Source organism: Micromonospora humi (genome assembly GCF_900090105.1).
GTDB classification, from domain to species: domain Bacteria; phylum Actinomycetota; class Actinomycetes; order Mycobacteriales; family Micromonosporaceae; genus Micromonospora; species Micromonospora humi.
Window position 1 is genome coordinate 90,594 of sequence record NZ_FMDM01000007.1, and the last position, 23,863, is coordinate 114,456.

The window sequence follows — 23,863 nt, forward strand, 5'->3', positions numbered from 1 at the left end:
TCAGCCCAGCGGGCCGATCTGCCGCTCGATCGCGGCCCGCAGCTCGGGACCGCCGACGACGGCCCGCGCCGCCTCCATCAGCGGGGCGAGGAACACGTCCGGCCCCGGCTCGCCGATCGTCCGGCCGAGCGCGTCCAGCGCCGCCCGGCCGGCCGGGGACGGCTCCAGCGGCGCGCGCAGCTGGAGCCCGCGTACGGCCGCCAGCAGTTCGACCGCGAGCAGGCTGGTCAGGTTGTCCAGCACGGTGCGCAGTTTCTTGGTGGCCGACCAGCCCATCGAGACGTGGTCCTCCTGCATGCCGCTGGTGGGCAGCGAGTCGACCGAGGCGGGCGCGGCCAGCCGGCGGTTCTCCGCGACGATGCCGGCGGCGGTGTACTGGGCGATCATCAGCCCGGAGTTGACCCCGGCGTCGGGGGAGAGGAACGCCGGCAGGTCCCGGTTGCGGGTGACGTCGAGCAGCCGGTCCACCCGGCGTTCCGCGATCGCGCCCACCTCGGACGCGGCGATGGCCAGGTAGTCGGCGGCGAAGCCGAGCGGCGCGCCGTGGAAGTTGCCCGTCGACTCGACCCGGCCGTCCGGCAGCACCACCGGGTTGTCCACCACCGACAGCAGCTCCCGGCCGGCCACCACCTCGACGAAGTCGAGCGTGTCCCGGGCCGCGCCGGCCACCTGGGGGGCGCAGCGCATCGAGTACGCGTCCTGCACCGCGTGGGCCAGGTCGTCGCGGTGCGAGTCCATCACCGCCGAGCGCTGGAGCAGCCGGTGGATGTTGGCGGCGGAGGCGGCCTGGCCGGGGTGCGGGCGGATGGCGTGCAGCTCGGGCAGGAACGGGCGTTCCGAGCCGAGCATCGCCTCGATGGCCAGCGCGGCGGTCACGTCGGCCATGGCGAACAGGTGCCGGGCGTCCGCCACGGCCAGCAGCAGCATACCGAGCATGCCGTCGGTGCCGTTGATCAGCGCCAGCCCCTCCTTGGCGGCCAACTCGACCGGTGCCAGCCCGACCCGGCGCAGGGCGTCCGCGGCGGGGATCCGGTCGCCGGCCGGGCCGAGCACCCAACCCTCGCCGAGCAGCGCCAGCGCGCAGTGCGCCAGCGGCGCCAGGTCGCCGGACGCGCCGAGCGAGCCGTGTTCCGGCACCCACGGGGTGATCTCGTGGTTGAGCAGGTCGACGAGGGCCTCGGCGACCAGCGGGCGGACCCCGGAGCGCCCGAGCGCGAGCGAGCGGACCCGCAGCAGCATCATGGCCCGCACCACCTCGCGGGGCATCGGCGCGCCCACCCCGGCCGCGTGCGAGCGGATCAGCGCGTGCTGCAACTCGGCCCGCCGCTCCGGGGCGACGAACGTGTTGGCCAGCGCCCCGAAGCCGGTGGAGACGCCGTACACCGGGCGGCCGGCGGCCTCGATGCCGTCCACGATGGACCGGCTGGTGGCCATCGCCTCGGTGGCGGCCGGGTCGAGCACGACCTTGGCGGTGCCGCGGGCGACCGCGAGCACGTCGGCGGGGGTGACCCCGGTGGACAGGATGGTGACGGTGGTCATCGCGGCACTCCGTTGTGCAGAACCTGGCGGATCAGTGGGACACCCGGCCGGTAGGCCAGGTGCAGGTGGGTCGGTGCGTCGAGGACGACCAGGTCGGCCCGGGACCCGGGGGTCAGCCGGCCGACGTCGGTGCGGCGCAGCGCCGCCGCCCCGCCGGCGGTCGCGGCCCACACCGCCTCCGCCGGGGTCATCCGCATCTCGCGTACGGCGAGCGCGACGCAGAACGGCATCGACGAGGTGTACGACGAGCCGGGGTTGCAGTCGGTGGCCAGCGCCACGGTCACGCCCGCGTCGAGCAGCCGGCGGGCGTCCGGGTAGGGCGACCGGGTGGAGAACTCCGCGCCCGGCAGCAGCGTGGCGACCGTCTCCGAGCCGGCGAGCGCGTCCACGTCGGCGTCGGACAGGTGGGTGCAGTGGTCGACGCTGGCCGCACCGAGTTCCACCCCGAGCCGGACGCCCGGCCCGGGGCCGAGCTGGTTGGCGTGCAGCCGGACGCCCAGCCCGGCGGCCTGTCCACAGGCGAGGATCGCCCGCGCGTGGTCGGCGTCGAACGCGCCGCGTTCGCAGAACACGTCGATCCAGCGGGCGTACGGCGCGGCGGCGGCCAGCATCGGCCCGCAGACCAGACCCACGTAGTCGTCGGGGCGGTCGGCGTACTCGGCGGGGACCACGTGTGCGCCGAGGAACGTGGTGTCCGCGGTGAACTCGGCGGCGATCCGCAGCGAGCGGGCCTCGTCGGCGACGTTCAGGCCGTACCCGCTCTTGATCTCGACGGTGGTGGTGCCCTGCCGCAGCATCTCCGCGCGCAGCCGGCCCACGGTGGCGCGCAGGTCGTCGTCGGAGGCGGCGCGGGTGGCGCCGACGGTGGTGCGGATGCCCCCGCCGGTGTAGGGCTCGCCGGCCATCCGGGCGGCGAACTCGGCGGCCCGGTCGCCGGCGAAGACCAGGTGGGCGTGGCTGTCCACGAAGCCGGGCAGCACCGCCGCGCCACCGGCGTCGATGCGCCGGTCGGCGGCCGGCGCGTAGCGGGCCGGACCGACCCAGGCCACCTCACCGTCCTCGACCAGCACCGCGGCGTCGCGGCGGACGCCCAGCGGGTCGCCCGCCCGGCCGTCGTTGGTGACCAGCTCACCGATGTTGTCGACGAGCAGGCTGCCCCTCATGACACCACCGCCGCGATCGAGTCGCGCAGCTCGGTGGGGACGTCGACGGTCAGGTGCCGGCCGTCGGCGACCACCGTCCGGCCGTCCACCACCACCTGCGTCACGTCGGCGGCGGTGGCCGCGAAGAACACGCCGGCCGGCGGCACCCCGGCGGTGCGGGCGCTGTCCAGCCGTACCGTCACCAGGTCGGCCCGGTCGCCGACGGCGAGCCGGCCGGCGTCGCCCCAGCCCAGCGCGGCGTGGCCGGTGACTGTCGCGGCGGCGAACAGCTCGGCGGCGTCGAAGTGGCCCCGCCTGCGGGTCCGCAGCCGCTCGTCCAGCTCCACCGCGCGGGCCTCCTCGAACAGGTCGACCACGGCGTGGCTGTCGCTGCCCAGGCTGAGCGGGCTGCCCGCCTCGACGAGCCGCCGGGCGGGGCCGATCCCGTCGGCCAGGTCCCGTTCCGTGGTCGGGCAGAGGCAGACGCCGGTGCGGCTGTCGCCGAGCAGCGCCACGTCGGCGGCGGTCGGGTGGGTGGCGTGCACGGCGGTGGTGTGCCGGCCGAGCACGCCGTGGTCGGCGAGCAGCCGGGTCGGGGTGCAGCCGTGCACGGCCCGGCAGGCGTCGTTCTCGGCCGGCTGCTCGGAGAGGTGCGCGTGCAGCGGCAGCCCGTGCCGGTCGGCCCAGCCGGCCACGGTGGCGAGCTGCGCGGCCGGCACGGCCCGCACCGAGTGCACGGCCGCGCCGCGCCGGACGTGCCCGTCGACCGGGCGGAACGCGTCGACCCGCTCTGCCCAGCGCAGCGCGTCGCCGTCACCGAATCGGCGCTGCGGCCCGGTCAGCTCCGCGCCGTCGACGCCGGCGGTCAGGTAGGCGGCGTCCAGCAGGGTGAGCCGGACCCCGGCGTGCGCGGCGGCCTCCACCAGCGCGGCGGACATCGCGTTCGGATCGTCGTACCGGCGGCCGTCGGGACCGTGGTGCAGGTAGTGGAACTCGCCCACGCAGGTGATGCCGGCGAGCGCCATCTCCGCGTACGCGGCCCGGGCCAGCGCCAGGTAGGAGTCGGGGTCGAGGCGGGCGGCCACCGCGTACATCAGGTCCCGCCAGGACCAGAAGTCGCCGCGACCGTCGTGGGTACGCCCGCGCAGCGCCCGGTGGAACGCGTGCGAGTGGGCGTTGGCCAGGCCGGGCAGGGTCAGCCCGGGCAGCCGGACGGCATCCACCGCGACCCCGGCGGCCGGCGGTCCGCCACCGGTCAGCGGCGTGACCGCGGTGAGCCGCCCGTCGGTCGCCTCGATCAGCACGTCCGGGGTCGGCTCGGCGTGCTCGGGCAGCCAGGCGTACTCGGCCAGCCAGCGGGTCAGCGGCATGCCAGCTCCTCCAGCACCCGGGCCAGGGCGGTCACCCCGGCCGCGCAGTCGGCGTCGGTCGCGGACTCGGCGGGGGAGTGCGACACCCCGGTCGGGTTGCGCACGAACAGCATCGCGGTGGGCAGGTGCGCCGCCAGCACCCCGGCGTCGTGCCCGGCGCCGGTGGGCAGCACCGGCGCGTCGAGCAGCGACGCCAGCCGCCGCGCCAGCCCGCCGTCGAACGCGACGAGCGGGGTCGCCGACTCCTGCGTGCAGGTCAGGCCGGTGCCGTCCCGCCCGGCCCGCTCGCTGGCCTTGGCGCGCACCGCCTCGACCAGACCGTACAGCGTGTCCGCCTCGGCGGCCCGCGCGTCCAGCCAACCGGTGACCCGGGACGGGATCGCGTTGGTGGCGTTCGGCTCGACCGCCACCCGGCCCACGGTGGCGTGCGCGTCGCGCAGCCGGGCCTCCTTGTTCGCCGCGAGCACGGTGAACGCGTAGGTGAGCATCGGGTCGCGGCGGTCGGCCATCCGGGTCGTACCGGCGTGGTTGCCCTCGCCGGTGAAGTCGAACCGCCACCGGCCGTGCGGCCAGATGGCGGACGCCACCGCGACCGGCGCGTCGGAGTCGACGAGCGCGCGACCCTGCTCGACGTGCAGCTCCACGAAGGCCGCGAAGCGGCCGAGCAGCGCCGGGTCGGCGCCCGCCGGCCGCTCGCCCAGCGCGTCGGCGAAGCTCACCCCGGCCTGGTCGCGCAGCCCGGCCGCGCGGTCGACGTCGATCTCGCCGGTGAGCAGCCGCGACCCCAGGCAGGGTACGCCGAACCGGGCGCCCTCCTCCTCCACGAACGCGGCCACCACCACCGGCCGGCCCGGCGCGACGCCGGCGGCCCGCAGCTCGTCCACGGCGAGCAACGCGCTGACGATGCCGAGCGGTCCGTCGTACGCGCCACCGTGCGGCACCGAGTCGAAGTGGCTGCCGGTGAGCACCGCGTCGCCGGACGCCGGGTCGCCCCACCAGGCGAACAGGTTGCCGTTGCCGTCCTCGCTGACCGGCATGCCCCGCCGGTCGGCCTGATCCCGGAACCAGCCGCGCAGCGCGCGTTCCGGCTCGGTCAGCGCGTACCGCAGGTAGCCGCCGCTGCCGGCGTCCCGCCCGATCGGCGCGATCTCCGCCCACAGCTTCCGGAACCTGTTAACAAGGGGCCCTTCCTCTACCGAATGCGTTAACAAGGGGCCCCTCCTTACTTCGCCATCGGCACGCGGACGCCGGTGCGCTCCGCGACCTCGCGGGCGTCGTCGTAGCCGGCGTCGACGTGCCGGATCACGCCCATCGCCGGGTCGTTGGTGAGCACCCGCTCGATCTTCTGCCCGGCCAGCGCGGTGCCGTCGGCGACGCAGACCTGACCGGCGTGGATGGACCGCCCGATACCCACTCCGCCGCCGTGGTGGATCGACACCCAGGACGCGCCGCTGGCGGTGTTGACCAACGCGTTGAGCAGCGGCCAGTCGGCGATCGCGTCGGAGCCGTCGGCCATCGACTCGGTCTCCCGGTAGGGGCTGGCCACGCTGCCGCAGTCCAGGTGGTCCCGGCCGATCACCACCGGCGCGCTCAGCTCGCCGGAGGCGACCATGTCGTTGAACCGCACCCCGGCGCGGTCCCGCTCGCCGTAGCCCAGCCAGCAGATCCGCGCCGGCAGGCCCTGGAACGCCACCCGCTCGCCGGCCATCCGCATCCACCGCGCGAGGGACTCGTTCTCCGGGAACAGGTCGAGGATCGCCCGGTCGGTGGCGGCGATGTCGCGCGGGTCGCCGGAGAGCGCCGCCCACCGGAACGGGCCCTTGCCCTCGCAGAACAACGGCCGGATGTACGCCGGCACGAAGCCGGGGAAGTCGAACGCGCGCTCGTAGCCGCCGAGCTTCGCCTCGCCCCGGATCGAGTTGCCGTAGTCGAAGACCTCCGCGCCCGCGTCGAGGAAGCCGACCATCGCCTCGACGTGCTTCGCCATCGACGCCCGCGCCCGGTCGGTGAACTCGGCCGGCTTGGCGGCCGCGTAGTCCCGCGCGTCCGCCACGTCCACCCCCTCCGGCAGGTACGACAGCGGGTCGTGGGCGCTGGTCTGGTCGGTGACCACGTCGATCGCGACGCCCCGGCGCAGCAGCTCGGGGAAGACGGTGGCGGCGTTGCCGACCACGCCGACGCTCAACGCCCGCCGGTCGCGCTTCGCGGCCAGCACCCGGTCGACCGCGTCGTCGAGCGAGTCGGCGATCTCGTCGAGGTAGCGGTCGTGCGCCCGCCGCTCCAGCCGGGTCCGGTCCACGTCCACGACCAGGCAGACGCCGCCGTTCATGGTGACCGCGAGCGGCTGGGCCCCGCCCATCCCGCCGCAGCCGGCGGTCAGCGTCAGCGTGCCGGCCAGCGATCCACCGAACCGCTTCGCGGCGACCGCCGCGAACGTCTCGTAGGTGCCCTGGAGGATGCCCTGGGTGCCGATGTAGATCCACGATCCGGCGGTCATCTGCCCGTACATGGTCAGGCCCAGCGACTCCAGCCGGCGGAACTCCGGCCAGGTGGCCCAGTCGCCGACCAGGTTGGAGTTGGCCAGCAGCACCCGGGGCGCCCACTCGTGGGTCCGCATCACCCCGACCGGCCGGCCGGACTGCACCAGCATGGTCTCGTCGTCGCGCAGCTCGGTGAGCGTACGCACCAGCGCGTGGTAGGACGGCCAGTCCCGGGCCGCCTTCCCGGTGCCGCCGTAGACCACCAGGTCCTCGGGGCGCTCGGCCACCTCCGGGTCGAGATTGTTCATCAGCATCCGCAGGGCGGCCTCCTGCGGCCACCCCTTCGCGGTGCGTACGGTGCCGCGGGCGGCGCGGACGGGCTGGTGCATCTCGTACTCCTCTCAGCCGAGGAACAACTGGCGGCGGGCGGCGGACGACTCGAACGCCTCGAGCCGGGTCTGGGTCTCGGCCGGCGCGGCGTCGCAGATCGCCTGCAACACCACCATGGCCAGGGTCATCGGCGCGGTGTGCAGGTCGAAGACCAGGTCGGTGCCGACGGCGGCGGGCAGCACCACGTCGGCGTGGTCGGCGGCCGGGCTCACCGGGGAGTCGGTGATCGCCACGACCGTCAGCCCGGCGTCCCGGGCCTCGCGCAGCGCGTCGAGCGTCTCCCGGGGGTAGCGCGGCAGCACGAACGCGAGCAGGGCGGTGGCGCCGGCCGCGACCGCCTGGTCGACCCGGTCGGCGAGCAGGCTGCCGCCGTGGTCGAGGACGCGCACGTCGGGGTGCACCTTCGCGGCGAAGTACGCGAAGTAGGCCGCCAGCGGCGCGGCCGCGCGCAACCCGAGCACCGGCAGGGGGCGGCTGGCGGCGAGCAGCCGGCCCACCCCGGCGATCCGGCCGGCGTCGGCGAGCTGCCCGGCGAGCCGGTCCAGGTTGTCCATCTCGGTGCGCACGGCCCGTTGCAGGGCGTTCCCGGCGTCGGCCGGGCCGGCGCCGGCGGTGGTGGTCAGCTCCCGCAACCGGCGGCGCAGCGCGGGGTAGCCGTCGTGCCCGAGCGCCATGGCGAACCGGGTCACCGACGGCTGGCTGACACCGGCCAGCTCGGCGACCTCCGCCGCCGACAGGTACGCCGCGGCGCCCGCGTGCCGCACCAGGCAGTGCGCGATACGGCGCTGGGTCGGCGTGAGTCGGACGCCGTGGAAGAGGTCGAGCAGCTGGTCGGTGCCGGACGCACCGCATTCATTCACGGGACGACTCTATGCATGAAAACTTTCACAAGGCAAGGTGCCGGCGTGGACCGGACCCGACCGGAGGGACGACCGGTGGGCGTGCTCTCTGTACTATCCGCTCGGCGGGTGAGCAGAGGAGTGGGCATGCAGCCGGAGGGTCCGTACAGGTTCACCGAGACGTTGGGCGAGTGTCAGGTCGGCAGGGCCTGGGCGGCCCTCGACGGGCAGGACCGTCCGGTGACCGTGGCCGTCCTGGAGGGCGCCGCCGCCGGCGACCAGCGGTGGCGGGAGGCGTTCAGCAACGCGGCGAACATGCTGGCGCAGACGCCCGGCGGCCACCGGTACGTGAACGCCGACTTCGCCGCCGCCGAGCCCTGGATCGCGTACCCGTCCGAGGAGGAGGGTGCGGCCGAGCGGCTGTTCCGGAGCCTCGGCATGGACTACCAGCGCACGCCGACGGCCGAGATGCTCCCGCCGCCGCCGGTCGCCGCCCCGGTCTCGCCCCCGCCCCAGATGCCGTGGGTCCCGCAGCCCTGGGCGATGTCGTCCCAGCCGATCTCCGGCGCGCCGATGTCCCCGGTCGCGGTCGCCGCGACGTCCGGCGTCCCGGCGACGACCGAGGCCGCCGTCGCCGCGGATCCGCTCGACCCCTCCGGAGGGCGACGGATCGCCCCGGTGCGGGCGGAGCCGAAGCGGCGGGACTGGATCTCGATCGTCGGTGCCCTGGTGCTCACCCTGGTCGCCGGCACGGCCGGGTTCTTCCTGGGCGGGGGCCGCGACAAGGCGGCCGACAAGCCCTTGCCGACGGCGAGCCCCTCCCTGCCGCCCTACGAGGCGACGCAGTTCTCCATCAACAAGGCCAAGTTCGAGGGTGAGCTGGCGACGCTGGCCGAGCCCTGGCTGACCCGGATCGGCGGCTGCGTGGTCTACGCCCAGCCGGGCGCGCCGAAGCTGCCGGCGGACGAGAAGGGGCACGTCTTCTGCCACTACGACGGCGCGTGGCTGCACTTCGCGCTCTACCCGGGGCAGAAGCAGAAGGACACCGCGCGGGCGTACCGGCAGCAGCTCAACCTCGCCGGCGGGGCCCTGGCGCCGGGGCTGCGCGAGGCGTCCACCACCCAGGGCGGCGTGACCGGGCGGGCCGGCAACTACGTCGAGTACGCCTTCGAGGGCGAGGACGGCCGGGCGATCTGCGGTGTCTGGTGGGACCCCGACGACATCCAGGGCGCCTTCTACATCGAGACGCTCTGCAAGGACGGCATGGCCGGCAACTGGGACGCCCTGCGGGACCTGTGGCGCCGCGGCAGCTGATCCTCCGGCGGCGGCGCGTCAACCCCTGCTGACCAGCGCGACCGGTTCGACCCCGTCGGTGACCTGCTCGACGCGGTAGCCGGCGAGCGCCTGCCGCCAGGCGTCCACCTCGTCGCCGATCACGTGCGAGCGGATCAGCCAGACGCGTGCCCCGTCGCCGCGTCGGGCCGCCAGCTCGACCGCCTGCCGGAGACCGGCCCGGACGGCTGCCGTGTCGTGACCCGGAACCACCACGACGTCCGACCGCCCGGGCATCGCGACCCACCAGCCCACCGTGTTGCCGTGCGGCACGACCAGCTTGAGCGGGTCGTGTCGCGAGTAGAACGCGAATCCGTACCAGGCCGCGTTGTTCATCACGACCACGTCGTTCGGGCGGCGGTGCGCGGCCACGTAGTCGGTCGCGGAACGGACGTCGGTGACGGCGATCGCGGTGTAGTAGAGCCCCGACTCGTTCCCGTCGAACCGGTACCAGCGGCTGTTGCCGGCCGCGTAACCGCCGAGCAGGACCGCGCAGACGGCCGCGGCCAGGACGGCGGGCCGCACCCCCGGCAGCCGCCGGCAGGCCAGGTCGGCCGCGACGCCCGCCAGGCCGGCGACCCCGATGCCGGCCACGGCCGCGGCGGTGACCAGCAGGAAGTGCGAGGTACGCAGTTCCAGCAGCGGATAGATCCCGGCGACCCCCACCGTGGTCGCGACCAGGGGCAGGAGGACCACGGCGACCGCGGCGGCGGGCCGATTCCGCCGGGCGAGCGTCAGCGTGCCGGCGACCAGCAGGGCGACCACGACCGGTGCGGGCGCGCCGACCACCGGCATCAGGGTGTCGAGCTGCTTGCCCAGGTAGCCGGGCAGCTCGGTGACCCGAGGGAAGTTGTCGGCCCAGAACTGCTGCATGGGCGCGTTCCGGCCCTGCTTCGAGATGCCGAAGTAGACGGCGGTGAGGATCAGCCCGGCGTTGAGCCCGGCCACGGCCACCTCGACGAGCCGCAGCCACTGCCGCCGGACCGCCGCGGCCAGCAACAACCCGCCGAACGCGCACGGCGCCACGATCGCGGTGACGTGACTGAACAGCATGGCCGCGGCGACGACTGCCGTGAGCACGTTCAGCCGTCGGCGGGACCAGCGCTGTTCGACCCAGGTGACCAGCGCGAGCACGCCCACGGTGACGGCGGCGTCGGCCGTGTACTGCTTGAGGTCGTGGCGGACCTGCTGGGCGGGCAGCAGCAGGACCGCCGCCGCGCAGGCCGCGCCCGCCACCACGCCCCGGCCGGGGGTCGACCACCTCGCCCACCGGCCGAACCCGTACGCCGCCACCACCGCGAGCCCCTGGAACGCCAGGGTGACCAGCCGCAGGTGGTCCGGGTCGGGCACCAGGCGCAGCAGGAAGCTCCAACCGAGCGGGCTGGACGACGTGGTGACCGGCAGGTCGCGCAGCGGGAACCGGACGGAGAGGGCGACCCACGCCTCGTCGAGCCAGTATGGCGCGGTGAGCATCGTCTTGACGTCGTGCAGGATCGGCAGGAGGCAGAGCAGGGCGAGCAGGGCGATGCTGTCCCACAGGATCGGGCGTGGCCCCGGCGCACGGACCGGCGTCCCGTCGGGTCGACCGACGTCGGCTGGCTCGAGCTGTGCAACCACGCAGATCCCTACCCCGACTGCCGACCGGCCGGCCGTCACCCTAACCCACCACTCAGGTGTGTCGACAGGGCCAGGTCGCACGCCCCAGGGCTGCTGCGGATAGGTCCCGGCTGATACGTACGATCGTGCGGTGCGAGTGGTGGTTGACATGATCAGGGGCGGGGAACGCCGGGCGCGCTACCTCGGCGCCGGCCTCGTCGCCCTGGCGGCCGGGTTCCTGCTGACCGGCCGGTGGCAGCTCGCGCTCGGGGTGGGTGTCGGCGCCCTGCTCGGCTGGGTGCTGTCGGAGCCGGTCCGGATCACCTGGGCCGTCTTCGTCATCGCCTTCGCCGTCCCGGTGACCATCGACCCCGGCTATCCGACCAACCCCTCGTACACGTTGCTGCTGGTCCTGTTCGTCCTCGCCGCCTGGGGGCGGGTGCTGCGCGCCGAGCGCGACGGGTGGCCGCCGAAGGCGCTCGCCGCGGTCCTCGTCCTTCCGATGTGTGCGGTGCTCGCCGGGCTCGTCCACTGGCACGGGGCGAAACCGGTGGTGGTCGGCGTCGCGCCGCTGCTCTGCGTCGGCGTGCTGGGGTGGCACCTGGTCGAGGAGGCGCGCCACGACCGGCGCACGATCCTCCGGATCGCCGAGACCTTGACCTGGTTCAGCGTCGCCGTGGCCCTGTTCGCCAAGTACCAGACCGTCTCCCGGACGTGGCCGATCTTCGACCAGTTCGCGTACGACTGGACGTACACCTCGGCGTTCGACGCGACCCGGGCGGTGGGGATCTCCGGGCATCCCATCATCTACGGCACCTTCGCCATGGCGATGGCGCTCGTCGCACTGACCGTCCGGGGCCGGTTCTGGTACGTGCCCGTCGCCGCGAACCTCGCCGGTCTGGTGCTCTCGGGCACCCGCAGCGCGTGGGTCGGCATGATCCTCGCGCTCGGTCTCTGGCTGCTCCTTCAGTGGCGGAAGGCCACCTGGCGGGGCCTGGGCGGCGCGCTCGCCGTCGCCGCGGTCGCCGGCGCGCTGGTGGCGGTCGACCCGTCGGGCCTGCTGCCCACCGCCACCGACCCGACGTCGACCGCGCAGAGCACGGCGACGCCGGACGCTCCCGCGCCGAGCCCGCCCGCTCCGGCGTCGGGTCCGGCCGCCCCTCCGTCGAGTCCAGCCGTTCCCGCGTCGAGCCCGGCCGCTCCGGCGTCGAGCCCGGCCGTTCCCGCGTCGAGCCCGGCCGTTCCCGCGTCGAGCCCGGCCGTTCCCGCGTCGAGCCCGGCCGCTCCGGCGTCGAGCCCGGCCGTTCCCGCGTCGAGCCCGGCCGCTCCCACGGCCGGCTCGCCGGACTCCGTCGACGTGGCGGGATCCCGGATCTCCGACCCGGCCAGCGCCGACGCGCGCTTCACCCGGATCAGCGTGGTCTGGGCGGGCATCACCCACGACTGGTCCACTGTCGTCTTCGGCAACGGGCCCGAGGCGAACGTGCGCTACCTGGAGAACGTCGGCATCGGCGACGGTCAGGCGCAGGTCTTCGACAACACCTACCTGACGTTCTGGTACAACTTCGGCCTGATCGGACTGGTCTGCCTGCTGGCGATGCTGGTGCTCCTCTACCGGCACCTCCGGTCGCTGCCGGCCCGCCTCCTGCTGGTGGCGTTCGCGGCCCAGATCTTCTTCTTCGACGTGTGGCTGTGGCTCGGCGCGGTGGCCGTGCTGCTCCTGGCGGTCGCGCTGGGCGCCGCCGACGACCGGTCGCTGTCGGCGCGGGCCGTGCCGGCACCCGGTCCCCGCCGCCCGGAGACGGCAGCCGACGACGCCGTCGCCCCGGAAGCCCCGGCCCTGCCGGGCAGCAAGCGCTGACCAGCGGCCGGTGCGGCAGTCGGATCCGGGTCGGTGTCCGGCGCTAACCGGCGGCCGGTGCGGCAGCCGGATCCGCGTCGGCGTCCGGCGCGCGGAGACGTCCGGCGGGCACCGTGTCCGGTGCCGCCCCGGCCAGGTCTGTGCCGCCCGACGGGCCACCGGGCGGCTCCCGCAGGGCGGCCGGCGTCCAGTCCTTGAGCCGCAGCGCCGGCTTCTCGACCAGGTGCCAGGAGAGCATCGCCAACCCGATGCTGAGCACCGCACTCGCCACGAGGAAGCCGACCGGGCCGACGGCCTGCACGCCGGCCTTGGCCAGGACCTGCTGCACCAGGAACGAGTAGATGTACACCCCGTACGAGTAGTCGTGCGTGCGGCCCACGCGGTGCAGCGGCGCCGGTAGCCGCACGGCGAGCCAGAGGACGGCGTACCCGTAGGCGAGCAGCGCCGGGGCGAAGAAGGCCCGGTCGACGGCGGCCGGCCCCGGGCCGACGAAGCTGCCCCGCACGGCGAGCCAGCCGACCGCCACCAGCGCGAGCAGCCCGAGCAGGTCGTTGATCGGCAGGCGGTCGCGGTACAGCTCGGCCACGCCGCCGACCAGGAACAGGAAGCCGTACCAGAGGAGGTAGGTCTTCTCCAGCGCACCGAGCAGCGGCAGCGGACCGACCGCCCCGACGGTCCAGATCCCCTGCCGGAGGTAGTTCCAGCAGAGCACGCCGAACACGGCGATCGCGGCGAGCAGCACCAGCCACCGGAGCTGCCGGCGCAGGACGGTGAGCGCGGCCAGCACGGCCACCGCCAGGTAGCAGTAGATCTCGTAGGCGAGGGTCCACAACGACCCGTTGAGGGTGTTCCCGCCCTGCCAGCGCCAGTACGGCGTGTCACCGACGAGCAGGTCGGCGATCCCGAACTGCCGGAGACCGCCCCACCAGTTCTGTCGCAGGTAGTCCAGCACGCCGCCCGGGCCGCGCCACAGCCCGTCGAGCGTGCCGTGCCGCTCCAGGTGCAGCACGGGCGCGACGACCAGGCCGGTGACCAGCAGGCAGGCCCACAGGCCGGGCCAGATCCGCAGGGCCCGGTGCCACAGGAAGCGGGGGACCGAGCTGCGCCGGGCGGAGCCGACGACGAGGAAGCCGGAGATCGTGAAGAAACCCGCGACCGCCAGGGCGCCCAGGTCGACACGGTGCAGCAGCGGACGCCCGAACCCGAGAGCCGCGCTGTGCGACAGCACCACGGCGAGCGCGAACGCGAGCCGGAGCGCGCCGAAACCGTTCGCCCGCCCGTGGTACGCGTCGGCCAACGGCTGCGACGCCAGCGATCGCCGGGCGACGGTCCGCAGGAAGCGACGCACCGGGTCAGCCGGCCGCGGGTGGGCCCGGAGCGGGCACCGCCTCGGCCGGGGACGCGGGCACCGGCGACCCGATCAGGCGTGCGGCCCGGCGGTGCCGGCGGGCGGCCGGCGGCAGCCCGACCAGGAACTCGGGGAACATGCCGAAGAACGTCCGGGCGCTGCGCAACTCCAGGGTGTGCGCCGGCGACCAGCGGACCGAGTTCGTCGCCCGGGCCCAGTGGTGGGTCCACCGGACGTCGCCGAGCAGGGCGACCGGAAAGCCGCGCTGCCACGCGCGCAGGCCCAGCTCGTGGTCCTCGTAATAGAGGAAGAAGCGCTCGTTCCACCCACCCAGCTCGATCACGTCCGCGGTGCGTCCGGCCACCGCCGCCCCCATCAACCAGGCCACGTAGCGGACCTCGCCCGGCTCCGCCACCATCCGGTACGAGGCGTGCAGGCGGGACAGCGGCCAGAGCCTGCGGTTACCCAGCTTCGCGGTGGCGTAGGGGAAGCCACGGCCGTTGGGCTGCGGAACCCCCTCCGAGGTGAGCAGTTGCGGCGCCACCAGGCCGCCGTGCGCGTCCAGGTGCCGGGCGAGCACGTCGAGGCCGTCCGGGTGGACCTCCAGATCCGGGTTCGCGAAGAGGAGGTAGCGGCCCGCCGCCTCGCGGACGGCGACGTTGTTGGCCCGGGAGAAGCCGACGTTCTCCGGCAGCCGGACGACCCGCGCGCCCAGCTGCTCCGCCACCGTCGCGGAGTCGTCGGACGACGCGTTGTCCACGACGATCCACTCGTACGGCTTCTCACCCCGCCAACAGCGGCGCAGCGTGTCCGCCGAGTTGTAGGTGACCGTCACGACGCTCCACCGGTGTCCCGTCATCACGCTCCGCGCCCCTTCCGATAGCCGAGCAGGTGGGCGAACCCGAACCGCCTGCCGGTCCACTGCCGGCGGGCGGCCGGCCCGTCGCGCAGGCCGCGTCCCACGCCGCGCAGGAACGGCCGCAGCAGGCCCTGACGGGCCCGTCGAGCGGCCAGCGCGACGTGCGCCGACGCGAGTACGGGCAGCGCGACGAGCAGCAGCGGCCAGGTGAGGGTGCGCGCCGCGACCAGGAGCCGGTTGCGGGCCAGCAGGAAGGCCCGGAACCCCTGGAGCGTGTCGTCGCCGTCGACGCTGTGGCCGCCGGCGTGGGGGAGCACCACGTCCAGCGCCCGGGTGGGTACGCCCGAGGCGTAGAGCCGCAGGGCCAGGTCGGCGTCCTCGCCCCAGGCGAACAGGGCCTCGTGGAAGCCACCGAACCGGCGGAACAGGTCGGTCGGGAAGACCGCCGCGCCGCCCGACGGGCCGAGTGGCGCCCGCGACACCGTCGCGGACCGGTCGATGAACAGCGAGATCGGGTGCAGGTCGATGCCCACGTACTCGCCACCGTGCATGGCCAGGCCGACCGCGATCGGGACGCCGGGGTCCGCCGCGACGGCGGCGCAGATGCGGGCCAGCGCGTCGTCGGGCAGCCAGACGTCCGGGTTCAGCAGCAGGACGTGGCTCGTCGTCGCGGACTCGACCGCCCGGTTGCAGCCGGCCGCGAAGCCCGGGTTGGACGCGTCCGGGACGTAGCGGTACCGGTCGGGGTCCAGGCAGCCGGCGACGACCGTCGCGCAGCCGTCCTCGGGCCAGTTGTCGGCGAAGACGAACCGCACCGGGAGCCCTTCGGCGCTGCGGACCCAGGTGGGAAGGGTCTCGGCGAGCATGTCGGCGGACCGGTAGAGCACCGTGACGATCGTCAGCTCGATGCTCATCGCAGCGACCGGTACAGGCTCTGCCAGCGCGTCACGCACCGGTCGAAGGCGTACTCCCGGGCGTACCACTCGGCCACGCCCCGCCGCTCGCCGGCGGACGCCGCCCGGCCCACTGCCGTGCGGACGGCGCCGGCCAGCGCGGCCGGGGTGGGGTCTGCCCGGAACGCCAGGCTGCCCGTCGCGTGCCGGGTGACCTCGGCCAGGCCGCCGGCCCCGGTGTGCACCACGGGCACGCCCAGGGACAGCGCCTCCAACGCGCTGAGCCCGAACGACTCGACCCGGGACGGCACCAGCAGGCAGTCGACCCGCCGGAGGAAGTCCGCCGCGGTGACCCGGCCGACGAGTTCGAGGTTCGGCCGGGCCGCGATCGGCAGCGAGCCGGCGCCGGCGACGCGCACATCCATCTCCGGCAGCAGGGCGGCGGTCTCGGCCAGCAGGTCCGCGCCCTTCTCCCGCTCCAGCCGGCCCAGGTAGCCGACCACCGGCCGCCGGCCGGGCGCCGGGACGTCGGCCGGCTCCGGGCGGGGCCAGCCGTCCGGCAGGGGGTTCGGGATCAGGTGGACGTTGCGGACGCCGCCGCGATCGCGCAGCTCGGTGGCCTCGAACTCGGACACCGCGACCGTCGCGTGCGGCCGGACGCGGCGCATCACCAGGTCCAGCGCGATGTTGGACTGGACGGCGGTCCGCTGCCGCCACGAGCCGGCGGTGTCCCGGTACTGCCAGAGGCTGTTGTGCAGGGTGACCACGAGCGGGGTGCGGTCCAGGCTCAACGCGGCCCGCGCGTGCATGGCGGCCGACAGCAGGTGGGCACAGACCACGTCCGGCCTCACCTCGCGGACCAGCCGGCGGATCCGCCGCGCGTATCCGACGTCGACGCGGCTGGTCGCACCGAGCGCGGTCCACGGCACCCCGGCCTCGCGCAACGACCGGCCCACCTCGTCGTCGGAGGTCGCGGCGACCACCTCCACGCCGGTGCGGGCGTGGGCCGGCACGAGTTCCGTCAGGATCCGTTCCGCGCCACCGAGCTGCCGGCGCCCGGAGCCACCCGTCGTGCAGACGAAGAGCACCTTCACGACGCACGCAGTCCCGCGACGGCCCCACGCGCGATGGCGCGACGCACCGGGTTCCGGCCCACCGCCGCCCGCAGCAGGATGCCGCAGACGTACGCCGTCGTCGCCACCCGACCGCGGCGGCCACCCAGGTCCCGGCTGGCCCGGATGAACTCGCGGGTACGCCGTTCCGAGATCTCCTCCGCCGACCAACGGCGCCTGGCGGTCGCGTCGTCCTCGTGCATGATCTCGGCGTCCGCCACGTACGCCAACCGCATGCCCTGCTGGCGGACCGCCCAGCACAACCGCATGTCCTCGGAGTAGAAGAACGACGTCTCGTCGACCCCGCCGACGGCGTCGAACGTGCTCCGCCGCAGCGCGACGAACGGCCCGGTCAGCCAGTCCGCCCGCTCGGGGGGCGCGACGATCCGCAGGCGCGGCACCACCAGGCTCAGCCCGGTGGCGTGGCCGAGACCGACCCCCATGGTCAGGAACCGGCCCCCCTCCGTCTGCCGTACGCCCGCCGGCGTCACCACGGCGGGGAAGGCGGCGCCGACCCGCGGGTCCTCGAGCGCCGTCAGCAGCCGGGGCACCGCGTCGCCGTGCACGACGATGTCGTTGTTGGACAGGATGACGTTCGCCCTGCTGGTGTGCCGTACGCCGAGGTTCATCCCGCGGGCGTAGCCCAGGTTCGAGCCGGACTGGACGTAGGCGACGCCCTGCCGCGCGCAGAACTCCTCCAACGCCTGGCGGATCTCCGCCGAGCTGCCGTTGTCCACGGCCACGATCTCGGCCTCGGCCGGCAGGGACCGGACGCAGGCGGCGGTCCGGTGGAAGTCCTCCCAGGCGAGGACCACGATCGAGACGTCCATTCACACCGTTCCAGGATTCGGCGGCTGCGCTCGTCGCAGGCTCGCTCTCGACGCGAACGCGTGCACGGCGTAGGCGAGCGAGGACGCGACCGCCGCCCCGACCACACCGGCCCACGGGATGATGCCGAGGTACGCCGGTATCGCGACCGCCGACGTGACGACGGCGACCACGGTGGTCGCCCGCTCGCCCCGCCGCTTCAGCAACAGGGCGCTCCAGCTCTTGCCGGCCGCGGTGGCCAGCGAGCCCGGCAGGAGCACCAGCCCGAGGATCCACGCGTGCCGGTACTCCGGCGCCAGCAGGCCCAGCACGGCGAGCCCGACGACCGCGGCCACGGCGATCGGCAGCGCCGCCCGGACCACCGCCCGCGTCGGGTCCGGCCCGGTCCCGCCGTCCCGGTCGGCGAGGATGCGCTGCGCGCGCACCACGGCGCCGGCCTGCGCGAACTCCAGGGCGGCGACCGCCAGGGCGTAGACGCCGAGCGGGCCGGCACCGGCGAACCGGGCCACCAGGATCTGGTTGAACCGGAGCGTCATCATCTGCGCGAAGATCCCGAGGTGCAGGTTCCCGACCGCGAGCAGGTCGGCCCGGTAGTCGGAGCCCGTCGCGGTGGGCGCCGGGGCCGCCCCGGCCCGCCGGACCCGCCACAGCATCAGGCCGCACACGGCGGCCGCGCCGAGCCACTGGACCGCGAGCCACACCAGGCTCCACCGGCCGCCGTCGAGCTGCCCGGCGACGTAGAGGGCGGCGTACCCGCCGACCAGGATCGCCCCGCTCGCCGCGCGCATCGCGTAGACGAGCCGGAAGCTCCGCTGCCGCAGGGCGACCGACGAGACCGTGTTGAACACGGTCAGACCCACGGCGGACCCGACGCCGACCAGGTGGCTGCCGACTCCCGCCGCGACGGTGAGCAGCGCGGCGGCGAGACCGGAGAGGACGACGGAGACCCCGATGACCGCGACGACGTACGCCCGCCCCCGGGACACGACCCAGCCGGCGGGGCGGGAGATGAGGAAGGTGTCCAGCGACAGCCCACCGACGGCCGCGCCCAGCGTCGCGCTCACCATGTTCGCCGAGAGTTCGCCGCGCTCCGCGGCGGGCAGCCCCACCGACAGGACCGCCGCCAGGCCGGTCAGGCCGAGGGCGCCGAGGTAGAGGCGTTCGGGTGCGACGAGTCGCCGGAGCAGGCCGGCCGTCCGGCGCCCGGACGGCGGTGTCGTGCCGGGGTCCGACGAGGACCGCGCAGCATCGACCAGCGATCCGCCTGTCACTCGTCTCCCCCAAACGGTGCCGCACGGGTGCGGGTGCGACGAGTTCCACGTCGCGGGGATTTTCTACCCGAACGGCTCGTCAGCTGCAATCGCCCTTCGGGCCGCACCTGGCCGGTCGGTCGCTCATTCCGAGCGACTCGGCGCCGGTCGCGGGTGGGGGACCCGGCCCTCCCGTGCGGCGGGGCCGGCATCGGCGTCCAGGCTGGACACGTACGCGCGGCAGCTCCGGTGCTCGGGCAGGAGCCCCGACGCCCGCGCCTGGGCCAGGCTCGGCGCGGCGGCGTCCCGGGCGGACAGCGTCGGCGCCTCGACCGGCCAGTCGATCGCCAGGTCGGGATCGAGAGGGTGCACGGTGTGCTCGGCGGCCGGATCGTAGGTGCTGGAGCAGAGATAACTCAGCGTGGCGTCGTCGGTCAGCGCGCAGAAACCGTGCCCCAGGCCCTCGCTGAGATAGACCGCCCGTCGGTCGACGTCGTCCAGCCGGACCGCCTCCCACCGGCCGAAGGTCGGCGAGCCCACCCGGACGTCCACCACCAGGTCGACGACGGCCCCGCGTACGCAGGTCACGTACTTGGCCTGGCCGGGCGGCACGTCGGCGAAGTGGATGCCACGGACCACGCCCCGCGCGGAGACGGAGAGGTTGCCCTGGGCGAGCCGCAGCGGATGCCCGACCACCTCGGCGAGGTGGTCGAACCGGTACCACTCCAGGAACAGCCCGCGGGAGTCGCCGTGCTGTCGGGGCGTGATCTCCCAGGCCCCGTCGATGCCCAGTGGCCGGATCCTCATCGGTCGTTCCCGCCCTGCCCGTTCCCGGCCCGGTCGTCCAGCAGGCCGAGCAGGTAGGCACCGTACCCGCTGCGGACCAGCGGGTGCGCCAGGGCGCGCAGCCGGTCGTCGTCGATCAGCCCGGACCGCCAGACCACCTCCTCGACGCAGCCGATCTTCATGCCCTGACGCTCCTCGATCACCCGGACGAACTCGGCGGCCTGCATCATCGAGGCGAACGTGCCGGTGTCCAGCCACGCGGTGCCCCGGTCGAGCACCGTCACCGACAGCTCGCCCCACTCGCGGTAGGTCTCGTTGACCGCGGTGATCTCCAGCTCGCCGCGGGCACTCGGGGTGAGCTTGCGGGCGATACCGACCACCCGGTTGTCGTAGAAGTAGAGGCCGGGAACCGCGTAACGGGACCGGGGCCGGGCCGGCTTCTCCTCGATCGACAGCACCTGGCCGGTCGCGTCGAACTCGACCACGCCGTACTCCGCCGGGTTGGCCACCGGGTACGCGAACACCCGGGCGCCGGTCGGGTCGCCGTGCTGGGCGAGCTGCCGGCCGAGGCCGACGCCGTGGAAGATGTTGTCGCCGAGGATCAGCGCCACCGACTCGTCGCCGATGAAGTCCGCGCCGAGCCGGAACGCCTGTGCGATGCCGTCCGGGCGGGCCTGCTCGGCGTACGCCAGCCGCAGCCCCCACTGGCTGCCGTCGCCGAGCAGCCGCTCGAACTGCGGGCGGTCGTCCGGCGTGGTGACCACGAGGATCTCGCGCACCCCGGCCATCACCAGGGTGGACAGCGGGTAGTAGACCATCGGCTTGTCGAACACCGGCATCAGCTGCTTGGAGACCGCCCGGGTGATCGGCCACAGCCGGGACCCCGTGCCACCGGCGAGAAGGATTCCACGCACCCGCGGAGACTACCGTCGCGTAAACTCCAGCACCCGTGAGGATCCTCGTCACCGGCGGCGCCGGGTTCATCGGGTCGGAGTACGTACGGATGCTGCTCGGCCGGCCCGGCGCGGACGCGGCCCGGGCGCCGGCAACCGCGGTCACCGTGCTGGACAAGCTCACCTACTCCGGCAACCCGGCCAACCTCGACCCGGTGCGACACGACCCCCGGCTGCGCTTCGTGCACGGCGACATCGGTGACGCGACGCTTGTCGACGACGTCGTGCCCGACCACGACGTGATCGTCCACTTCGCCGCCGAGTCGCACGTGGACCGCTCCATCACCGGCGCGGCGCCGTTCGTCACCACGAACGTGCTGGGCACCCAGACGCTGCTCGACGCCGCGCTGCGCCACCGCACCGGCCGGTTCGTGCACGTCTCCACCGACGAGGTCTACGGCTCGATCGAGTCCGGCTCCTGGACGGAGGACTGGCCGCTGGCGCCGAACTCCCCGTACTCGGCCTCGAAGGCCGGGTCGGACCTGCTGGCGCTGGCCTACCACCGCACCCACGGCCTGGACGTGGTGGTGACCCGCTGCTCCAACAACTACGGGCCGTACCAGTTCCCGGAGAAGGTCGTCCCGCTCTTCGTCACCAACCTGCTCGACGGCGGCACCGTCCCGCTTTACGGCGACGGCGGCAACGTCCGGGACTGGCTGCACGTGCACGACCACTGCCGGGGCATCGCGCTGGTGCAGGAGAAGGGCCGTGCCGGCGAGGTCTACCACATCGGCGGCGGCACCGAGCTGACCAACCGGGAGCTGACCGGGAAGCTGCTGGCGGCCTGCGGCGCCGGCTGGGACCGGGTCGTGCCGGTCACCGACCGCAAGGGACACGACCGCCGCTACTCGCTGGACATCACCAAGATCGAAACCGAGCTGGGGTACGCCCCGAGCATCGACCTCGACCACGGCCTGGCCGAGACCGTGCGCTGGTACCGGGAGAACCGGGCCTGGTGGGAGCCGCTGAAGGCGGCGCACGGATGAGCCGGCTGCTGGTCACCGGCGCCGGCGGCATGCTCGGGCGGGACCTGCTGGTGGCGTTGCGCGACCGGCCGGACGGGTCCGTCACCGCCGCCGGTCGCGCCGACCTCGACATCACCGACCCGGAGGCGGTACGCGAGGCGGTCGCCGGGCACGACGTGGTGCTCAACGCCGCCGCGTGGACCGACGTGGACGCGGCGGAGAACCGGGAGCCCGACGCCACCGCGGTCAACGGCACGGCGGTCGCGCACCTGGCCCGGGCCTGCGCGGCGACCGGCGCCCGGCTGGTGCACGTCTCCACCGACTACGTGTTCCCCGGTGACGCCACCGAGCCGTACCCGGAGGACGCCCCCACCGGGCCGGTCAACGCGTACGGGCGCGGCAAGCTCGTGGGGGAGCGGGCGGTGGCGCGGCTGCTGCCGGAGCGCGGCTACGTCGTGCGTACCGCCTGGCTCTACGGCGCCCACGGCCGCAACTTCGTCACCACCGTGCTGCGGCTGGCCGACGAGCGCGACCGGCTCGACGTGGTGGACGACCAGCGCGGCCAGCCGACCTGGTCGCGGCGGCTCGCCGAACGGCTCGTCGCGCTGGCCGACGCGGCGCTCGCCGGCGACGCCGCCCCCGGCATCTACCATGGCACCGCGTCCGGCGAGACCACCTGGTACGGCCTCGCCCGCGCGGTGTTCGCGCTGCGTGGCCTGGACCCGGACCGGGTCCGGCCGGTCACCGGCGACCGTTTCCCGCGTCCGGCGCCGCGCCCCCGCTACAGCGTGCTGGAACACGGCCGGTGGGCCGCCGCGAAGCTGCCCCCACCGGCACACTGGCACGCCGACCTGACCGCCTTCATCGACCGGCTCCCCGGAACACCTCGGTGACCGTCCGCAGCACGATCTTGATGTCCAGCCAGAGCGACCAGTTCTCCACGTAGTAGTTGTCGAACCGCGCCCGGTCCGAGATCGGCGTGTCCCCACGCAGGCCGCTGACCTGCGCGAGACCGGTCAACCCCACCGGGACCCGGTGCCGCATCGCGTAGGTCGGGTATTCCACCGAGAACTTCTCCACGAAGTACGGCCGCTCCGGCCGCGGCCCCACCACGCTCATCTCACCGCGCAGGATGTTCCACAACTGGGGCAGCTCGTCCAGCGAGGTGCGGCGCAGGAACCGCCCGATCGGCCCGACCCGCCGGTCGTGCGCGATGGACCAGGTGGTCTGCGACTCGTGCTCGTCGGCCGGCCGCATGGTGCGGAACTTGACCACCTGGAACGGCCGGCCGTAGCGGCCGATCCGCTCCTGCCGGAAGAAGACCCCCCGACCGCCGTCGAGGAGGGTGGCGATCGCGCACAGCAGCAGCACCGGGCTCAGCACGACCAGCGCGACCACGGCGAAGAGCACGTCGGAGGCGCGTTTGACCCGCCAGCGTGGACCAGTCAGCGTGGTGTCACCGATCTTCACGATCGGGAACGCTCCGATGTGGTCGGGATTGCCACCCAGCGACCGGGACCCCCACAGGCGGGGCACCGCCCAGAGGTCGCAGCGCGCGCTCGCCGGTCGCAGCAGCGCCTCCATCAGCTCGGCCTCGGAGCAGTCCGGGTCGGCGATGACCAGGACCTCGCACTCCAGCATCCGGACCAGCTGCTCGACGTCGTCGAGCGTGCCGATGAGCGGCGACGACCCCTGTCGCTGCCGCGACGGCACGTCCACCGTCCCCACGAAACGCAGCCCGTACTGCGGGTAGCGCCGCAGCAGCCGGGCCAGCTCGCCGCCGATCGGCCCGCCCCCGACCACTATCGCGTTGTGCTCCACCCAGCGCCGCCGGCGGGCCAGCAGGACGATCCGGGTGTTGACCGCCCGACCCACCACCACCAGGCCGGCGGAGAGCGCGACACCGCGCATGAAGTCGTTGACGTAGAGCACCGAGTCGTGCCGCAGCGCCGCGATGATCGCCACCACCGCGCCGGAGGCCAGCAGCCGGCCGCCGAGGCTGGGCAGCTCGTCCAGGATGCTGATGTGCCGGCGGGGACGGTAGAGGCCGCCGGCCGCGAAGAAGCTCACCGCCAGCGCCGCGTTGAACAGCGTCCCGCGCCAGTAGGTCTGGGTCAGCAGCAGCGGAGCCAGCAGCGCCGCGACGTCGATCGGCGCGGTCACCATCCAGGCCCGCAACCGACGGGTACGCGACGACGCCCGCGACCCGGCGTACGGCAGCACCGTGGTCGTGTCCATGCTGCCGGCCGTCGACGCGGCCGTGGCCGGCTGCGCGGCCGGATGCTCGAACGCCGGTAGGCGTGGCATGGTCGATCCTCCC

Annotated in this window: 20 protein-coding genes; 4 read left to right on the top strand and 16 right to left on the bottom strand. The window is 74.4% G+C overall.

The window, feature by feature from the left end; all coding sequences use genetic code 11:
- Genes hutH through GA0070213_RS15400 form a run of 6 tightly spaced genes read right to left on the bottom strand, consistent with a single transcriptional unit; the run spans position 1 to position 7,781 of the window.
- Positions 1–1,539, bottom strand: coding sequence for a histidine ammonia-lyase (gene hutH, locus GA0070213_RS15375; protein ID WP_091063512.1), 1,539 nt, complete (start codon positions 1,537–1,539; stop codon positions 1–3).
- Positions 1,536–2,702 carry an imidazolonepropionase gene (gene hutI / locus GA0070213_RS15380; protein WP_091063516.1) on the bottom strand — a complete coding sequence of 389 codons (1,167 nt, stop codon included), beginning with the start codon at positions 2,700–2,702 and terminating at the stop codon, positions 1,536–1,538. The genes hutH and hutI overlap by 4 nt, the downstream gene beginning before the upstream one ends.
- Positions 2,699–4,045 (bottom strand): formimidoylglutamate deiminase, encoded by a 1,347-nt coding sequence (locus GA0070213_RS15385; RefSeq protein WP_091064391.1) that lies wholly within the window; start codon positions 4,043–4,045, stop codon positions 2,699–2,701. Before GA0070213_RS15385 ends, hutI begins: the two co-directional genes overlap by 4 nt.
- Positions 4,042–5,262, bottom strand: a complete 1,221-nt coding sequence (locus GA0070213_RS15390) for an allantoate amidohydrolase (protein ID WP_091063519.1) — start codon at positions 5,260–5,262, stop codon at positions 4,042–4,044. Before GA0070213_RS15390 ends, GA0070213_RS15385 begins: the two co-directional genes overlap by 4 nt.
- Positions 5,263–5,273: 11 nt before the next feature.
- Positions 5,274–6,920, bottom strand: coding sequence for a urocanate hydratase (hutU, locus tag GA0070213_RS15395; protein WP_091063523.1), 1,647 nt, complete (start codon positions 6,918–6,920; stop codon positions 5,274–5,276).
- Positions 6,921–6,932: 12 nt separating this feature from the next.
- Positions 6,933–7,781 (bottom strand): MurR/RpiR family transcriptional regulator, encoded by an 849-nt coding sequence (locus GA0070213_RS15400; RefSeq protein WP_091063526.1) that lies wholly within the window; start codon positions 7,779–7,781, stop codon positions 6,933–6,935.
- A gap of 126 nt (positions 7,782–7,907) precedes the next feature.
- Between GA0070213_RS15400 and GA0070213_RS15405 the strand changes: the two genes are divergently transcribed.
- Positions 7,908–9,074: a hypothetical protein gene (locus tag GA0070213_RS15405; RefSeq protein ID WP_091063530.1), complete on the top strand. Its 1,167-nt coding sequence runs from the start codon at positions 7,908–7,910 to the stop codon at positions 9,072–9,074.
- An 18-nt stretch (positions 9,075–9,092) separates the two neighbouring features.
- On the opposite strand, the gene GA0070213_RS15410 is transcribed toward GA0070213_RS15405, so the two are convergent.
- Positions 9,093–10,709 carry a hypothetical protein gene (locus tag GA0070213_RS15410; protein ID WP_091063533.1) on the bottom strand — a complete coding sequence of 539 codons (1,617 nt, stop codon included), beginning with the start codon at positions 10,707–10,709 and terminating at the stop codon, positions 9,093–9,095.
- A 130-nt stretch (positions 10,710–10,839) separates the two neighbouring features.
- On the opposite strand from GA0070213_RS15410, the gene GA0070213_RS31535 reads away from it, so the two are divergent.
- The gene (locus tag GA0070213_RS31535) at positions 10,840–12,549 is read left to right on the top strand and encodes an O-antigen ligase family protein (protein WP_175441349.1); all 1,710 of its coding nucleotides are present in this window, start codon (positions 10,840–10,842) and stop codon (positions 12,547–12,549) included.
- Between the two features lie 43 nt (positions 12,550–12,592).
- Here GA0070213_RS31535 and GA0070213_RS15420 read toward each other — a convergent pair whose 3' ends face one another.
- The 8 genes from GA0070213_RS15420 to rfbA form a co-directional block, all read right to left on the bottom strand.
- On the bottom strand, positions 12,593–13,897 hold the full coding sequence (locus GA0070213_RS15420; RefSeq protein ID WP_091063537.1) for an acyltransferase family protein: 1,305 nt from the start codon (positions 13,895–13,897) through the stop codon (positions 12,593–12,595).
- 4 nt (positions 13,898–13,901) lie between these two features.
- Positions 13,902–14,756 (bottom strand): glycosyltransferase family 2 protein, encoded by an 855-nt coding sequence (locus tag GA0070213_RS15425; RefSeq protein ID WP_091063540.1) that lies wholly within the window; start codon positions 14,754–14,756, stop codon positions 13,902–13,904.
- Positions 14,756–15,670 carry a glycosyltransferase family 2 protein gene (locus GA0070213_RS15430; protein ID WP_091063542.1) on the bottom strand — a complete coding sequence of 305 codons (915 nt, stop codon included), beginning with the start codon at positions 15,668–15,670 and terminating at the stop codon, positions 14,756–14,758. The genes GA0070213_RS15425 and GA0070213_RS15430 overlap by 1 nt, the downstream gene beginning before the upstream one ends.
- Complete coding sequence (locus GA0070213_RS15435; protein ID WP_091063545.1) at positions 15,667–16,743, bottom strand: glycosyltransferase family 4 protein; 1,077 nt, start codon at positions 16,741–16,743, stop codon at positions 15,667–15,669. Before GA0070213_RS15435 ends, GA0070213_RS15430 begins: the two co-directional genes overlap by 4 nt.
- A complete protein-coding gene (locus GA0070213_RS15440) occupies positions 16,740–17,591 on the bottom strand; it encodes a glycosyltransferase (protein WP_091063549.1) in 852 nt (283 codons plus the stop codon). Before GA0070213_RS15440 ends, GA0070213_RS15435 begins: the two co-directional genes overlap by 4 nt.
- A complete protein-coding gene (locus GA0070213_RS15445; RefSeq protein WP_245716410.1) occupies positions 17,592–18,860 on the bottom strand; it encodes a hypothetical protein in 1,269 nt (422 codons plus the stop codon).
- A 123-nt stretch (positions 18,861–18,983) separates the two neighbouring features.
- Positions 18,984–19,646 (bottom strand): dTDP-4-dehydrorhamnose 3,5-epimerase family protein, encoded by a 663-nt coding sequence (locus tag GA0070213_RS15450; protein ID WP_091063554.1) that lies wholly within the window; start codon positions 19,644–19,646, stop codon positions 18,984–18,986.
- Positions 19,643–20,539, bottom strand: coding sequence for a glucose-1-phosphate thymidylyltransferase RfbA (gene rfbA / locus GA0070213_RS15455; RefSeq protein WP_091063558.1), 897 nt, complete (start codon positions 20,537–20,539; stop codon positions 19,643–19,645). The genes GA0070213_RS15450 and rfbA overlap by 4 nt, the downstream gene beginning before the upstream one ends.
- Positions 20,540–20,574: 35 nt before the next feature.
- On the opposite strand from rfbA, the gene rfbB reads away from it, so the two are divergent.
- Both rfbB and rfbD read left to right on the top strand, forming a co-directional pair.
- Positions 20,575–21,564 (top strand): dTDP-glucose 4,6-dehydratase, encoded by a 990-nt coding sequence (gene rfbB, locus GA0070213_RS15460; protein WP_091063561.1) that lies wholly within the window; start codon positions 20,575–20,577, stop codon positions 21,562–21,564.
- Entirely contained in the window at positions 21,561–22,436 is an 876-nt protein-coding gene (rfbD, locus tag GA0070213_RS15465; protein WP_091063565.1) for a dTDP-4-dehydrorhamnose reductase, read from the top strand. The genes rfbB and rfbD overlap by 4 nt, the downstream gene beginning before the upstream one ends.
- Here rfbD and GA0070213_RS15470 read toward each other — a convergent pair.
- Complete coding sequence (locus GA0070213_RS15470) at positions 22,405–23,850, bottom strand: sugar transferase (RefSeq protein WP_091063567.1); 1,446 nt, start codon at positions 23,848–23,850, stop codon at positions 22,405–22,407. The two genes, rfbD and GA0070213_RS15470, sit on opposite strands and share 32 nt — an antisense overlap.
- Positions 23,851–23,863: the final 13 nt, after the last annotated feature.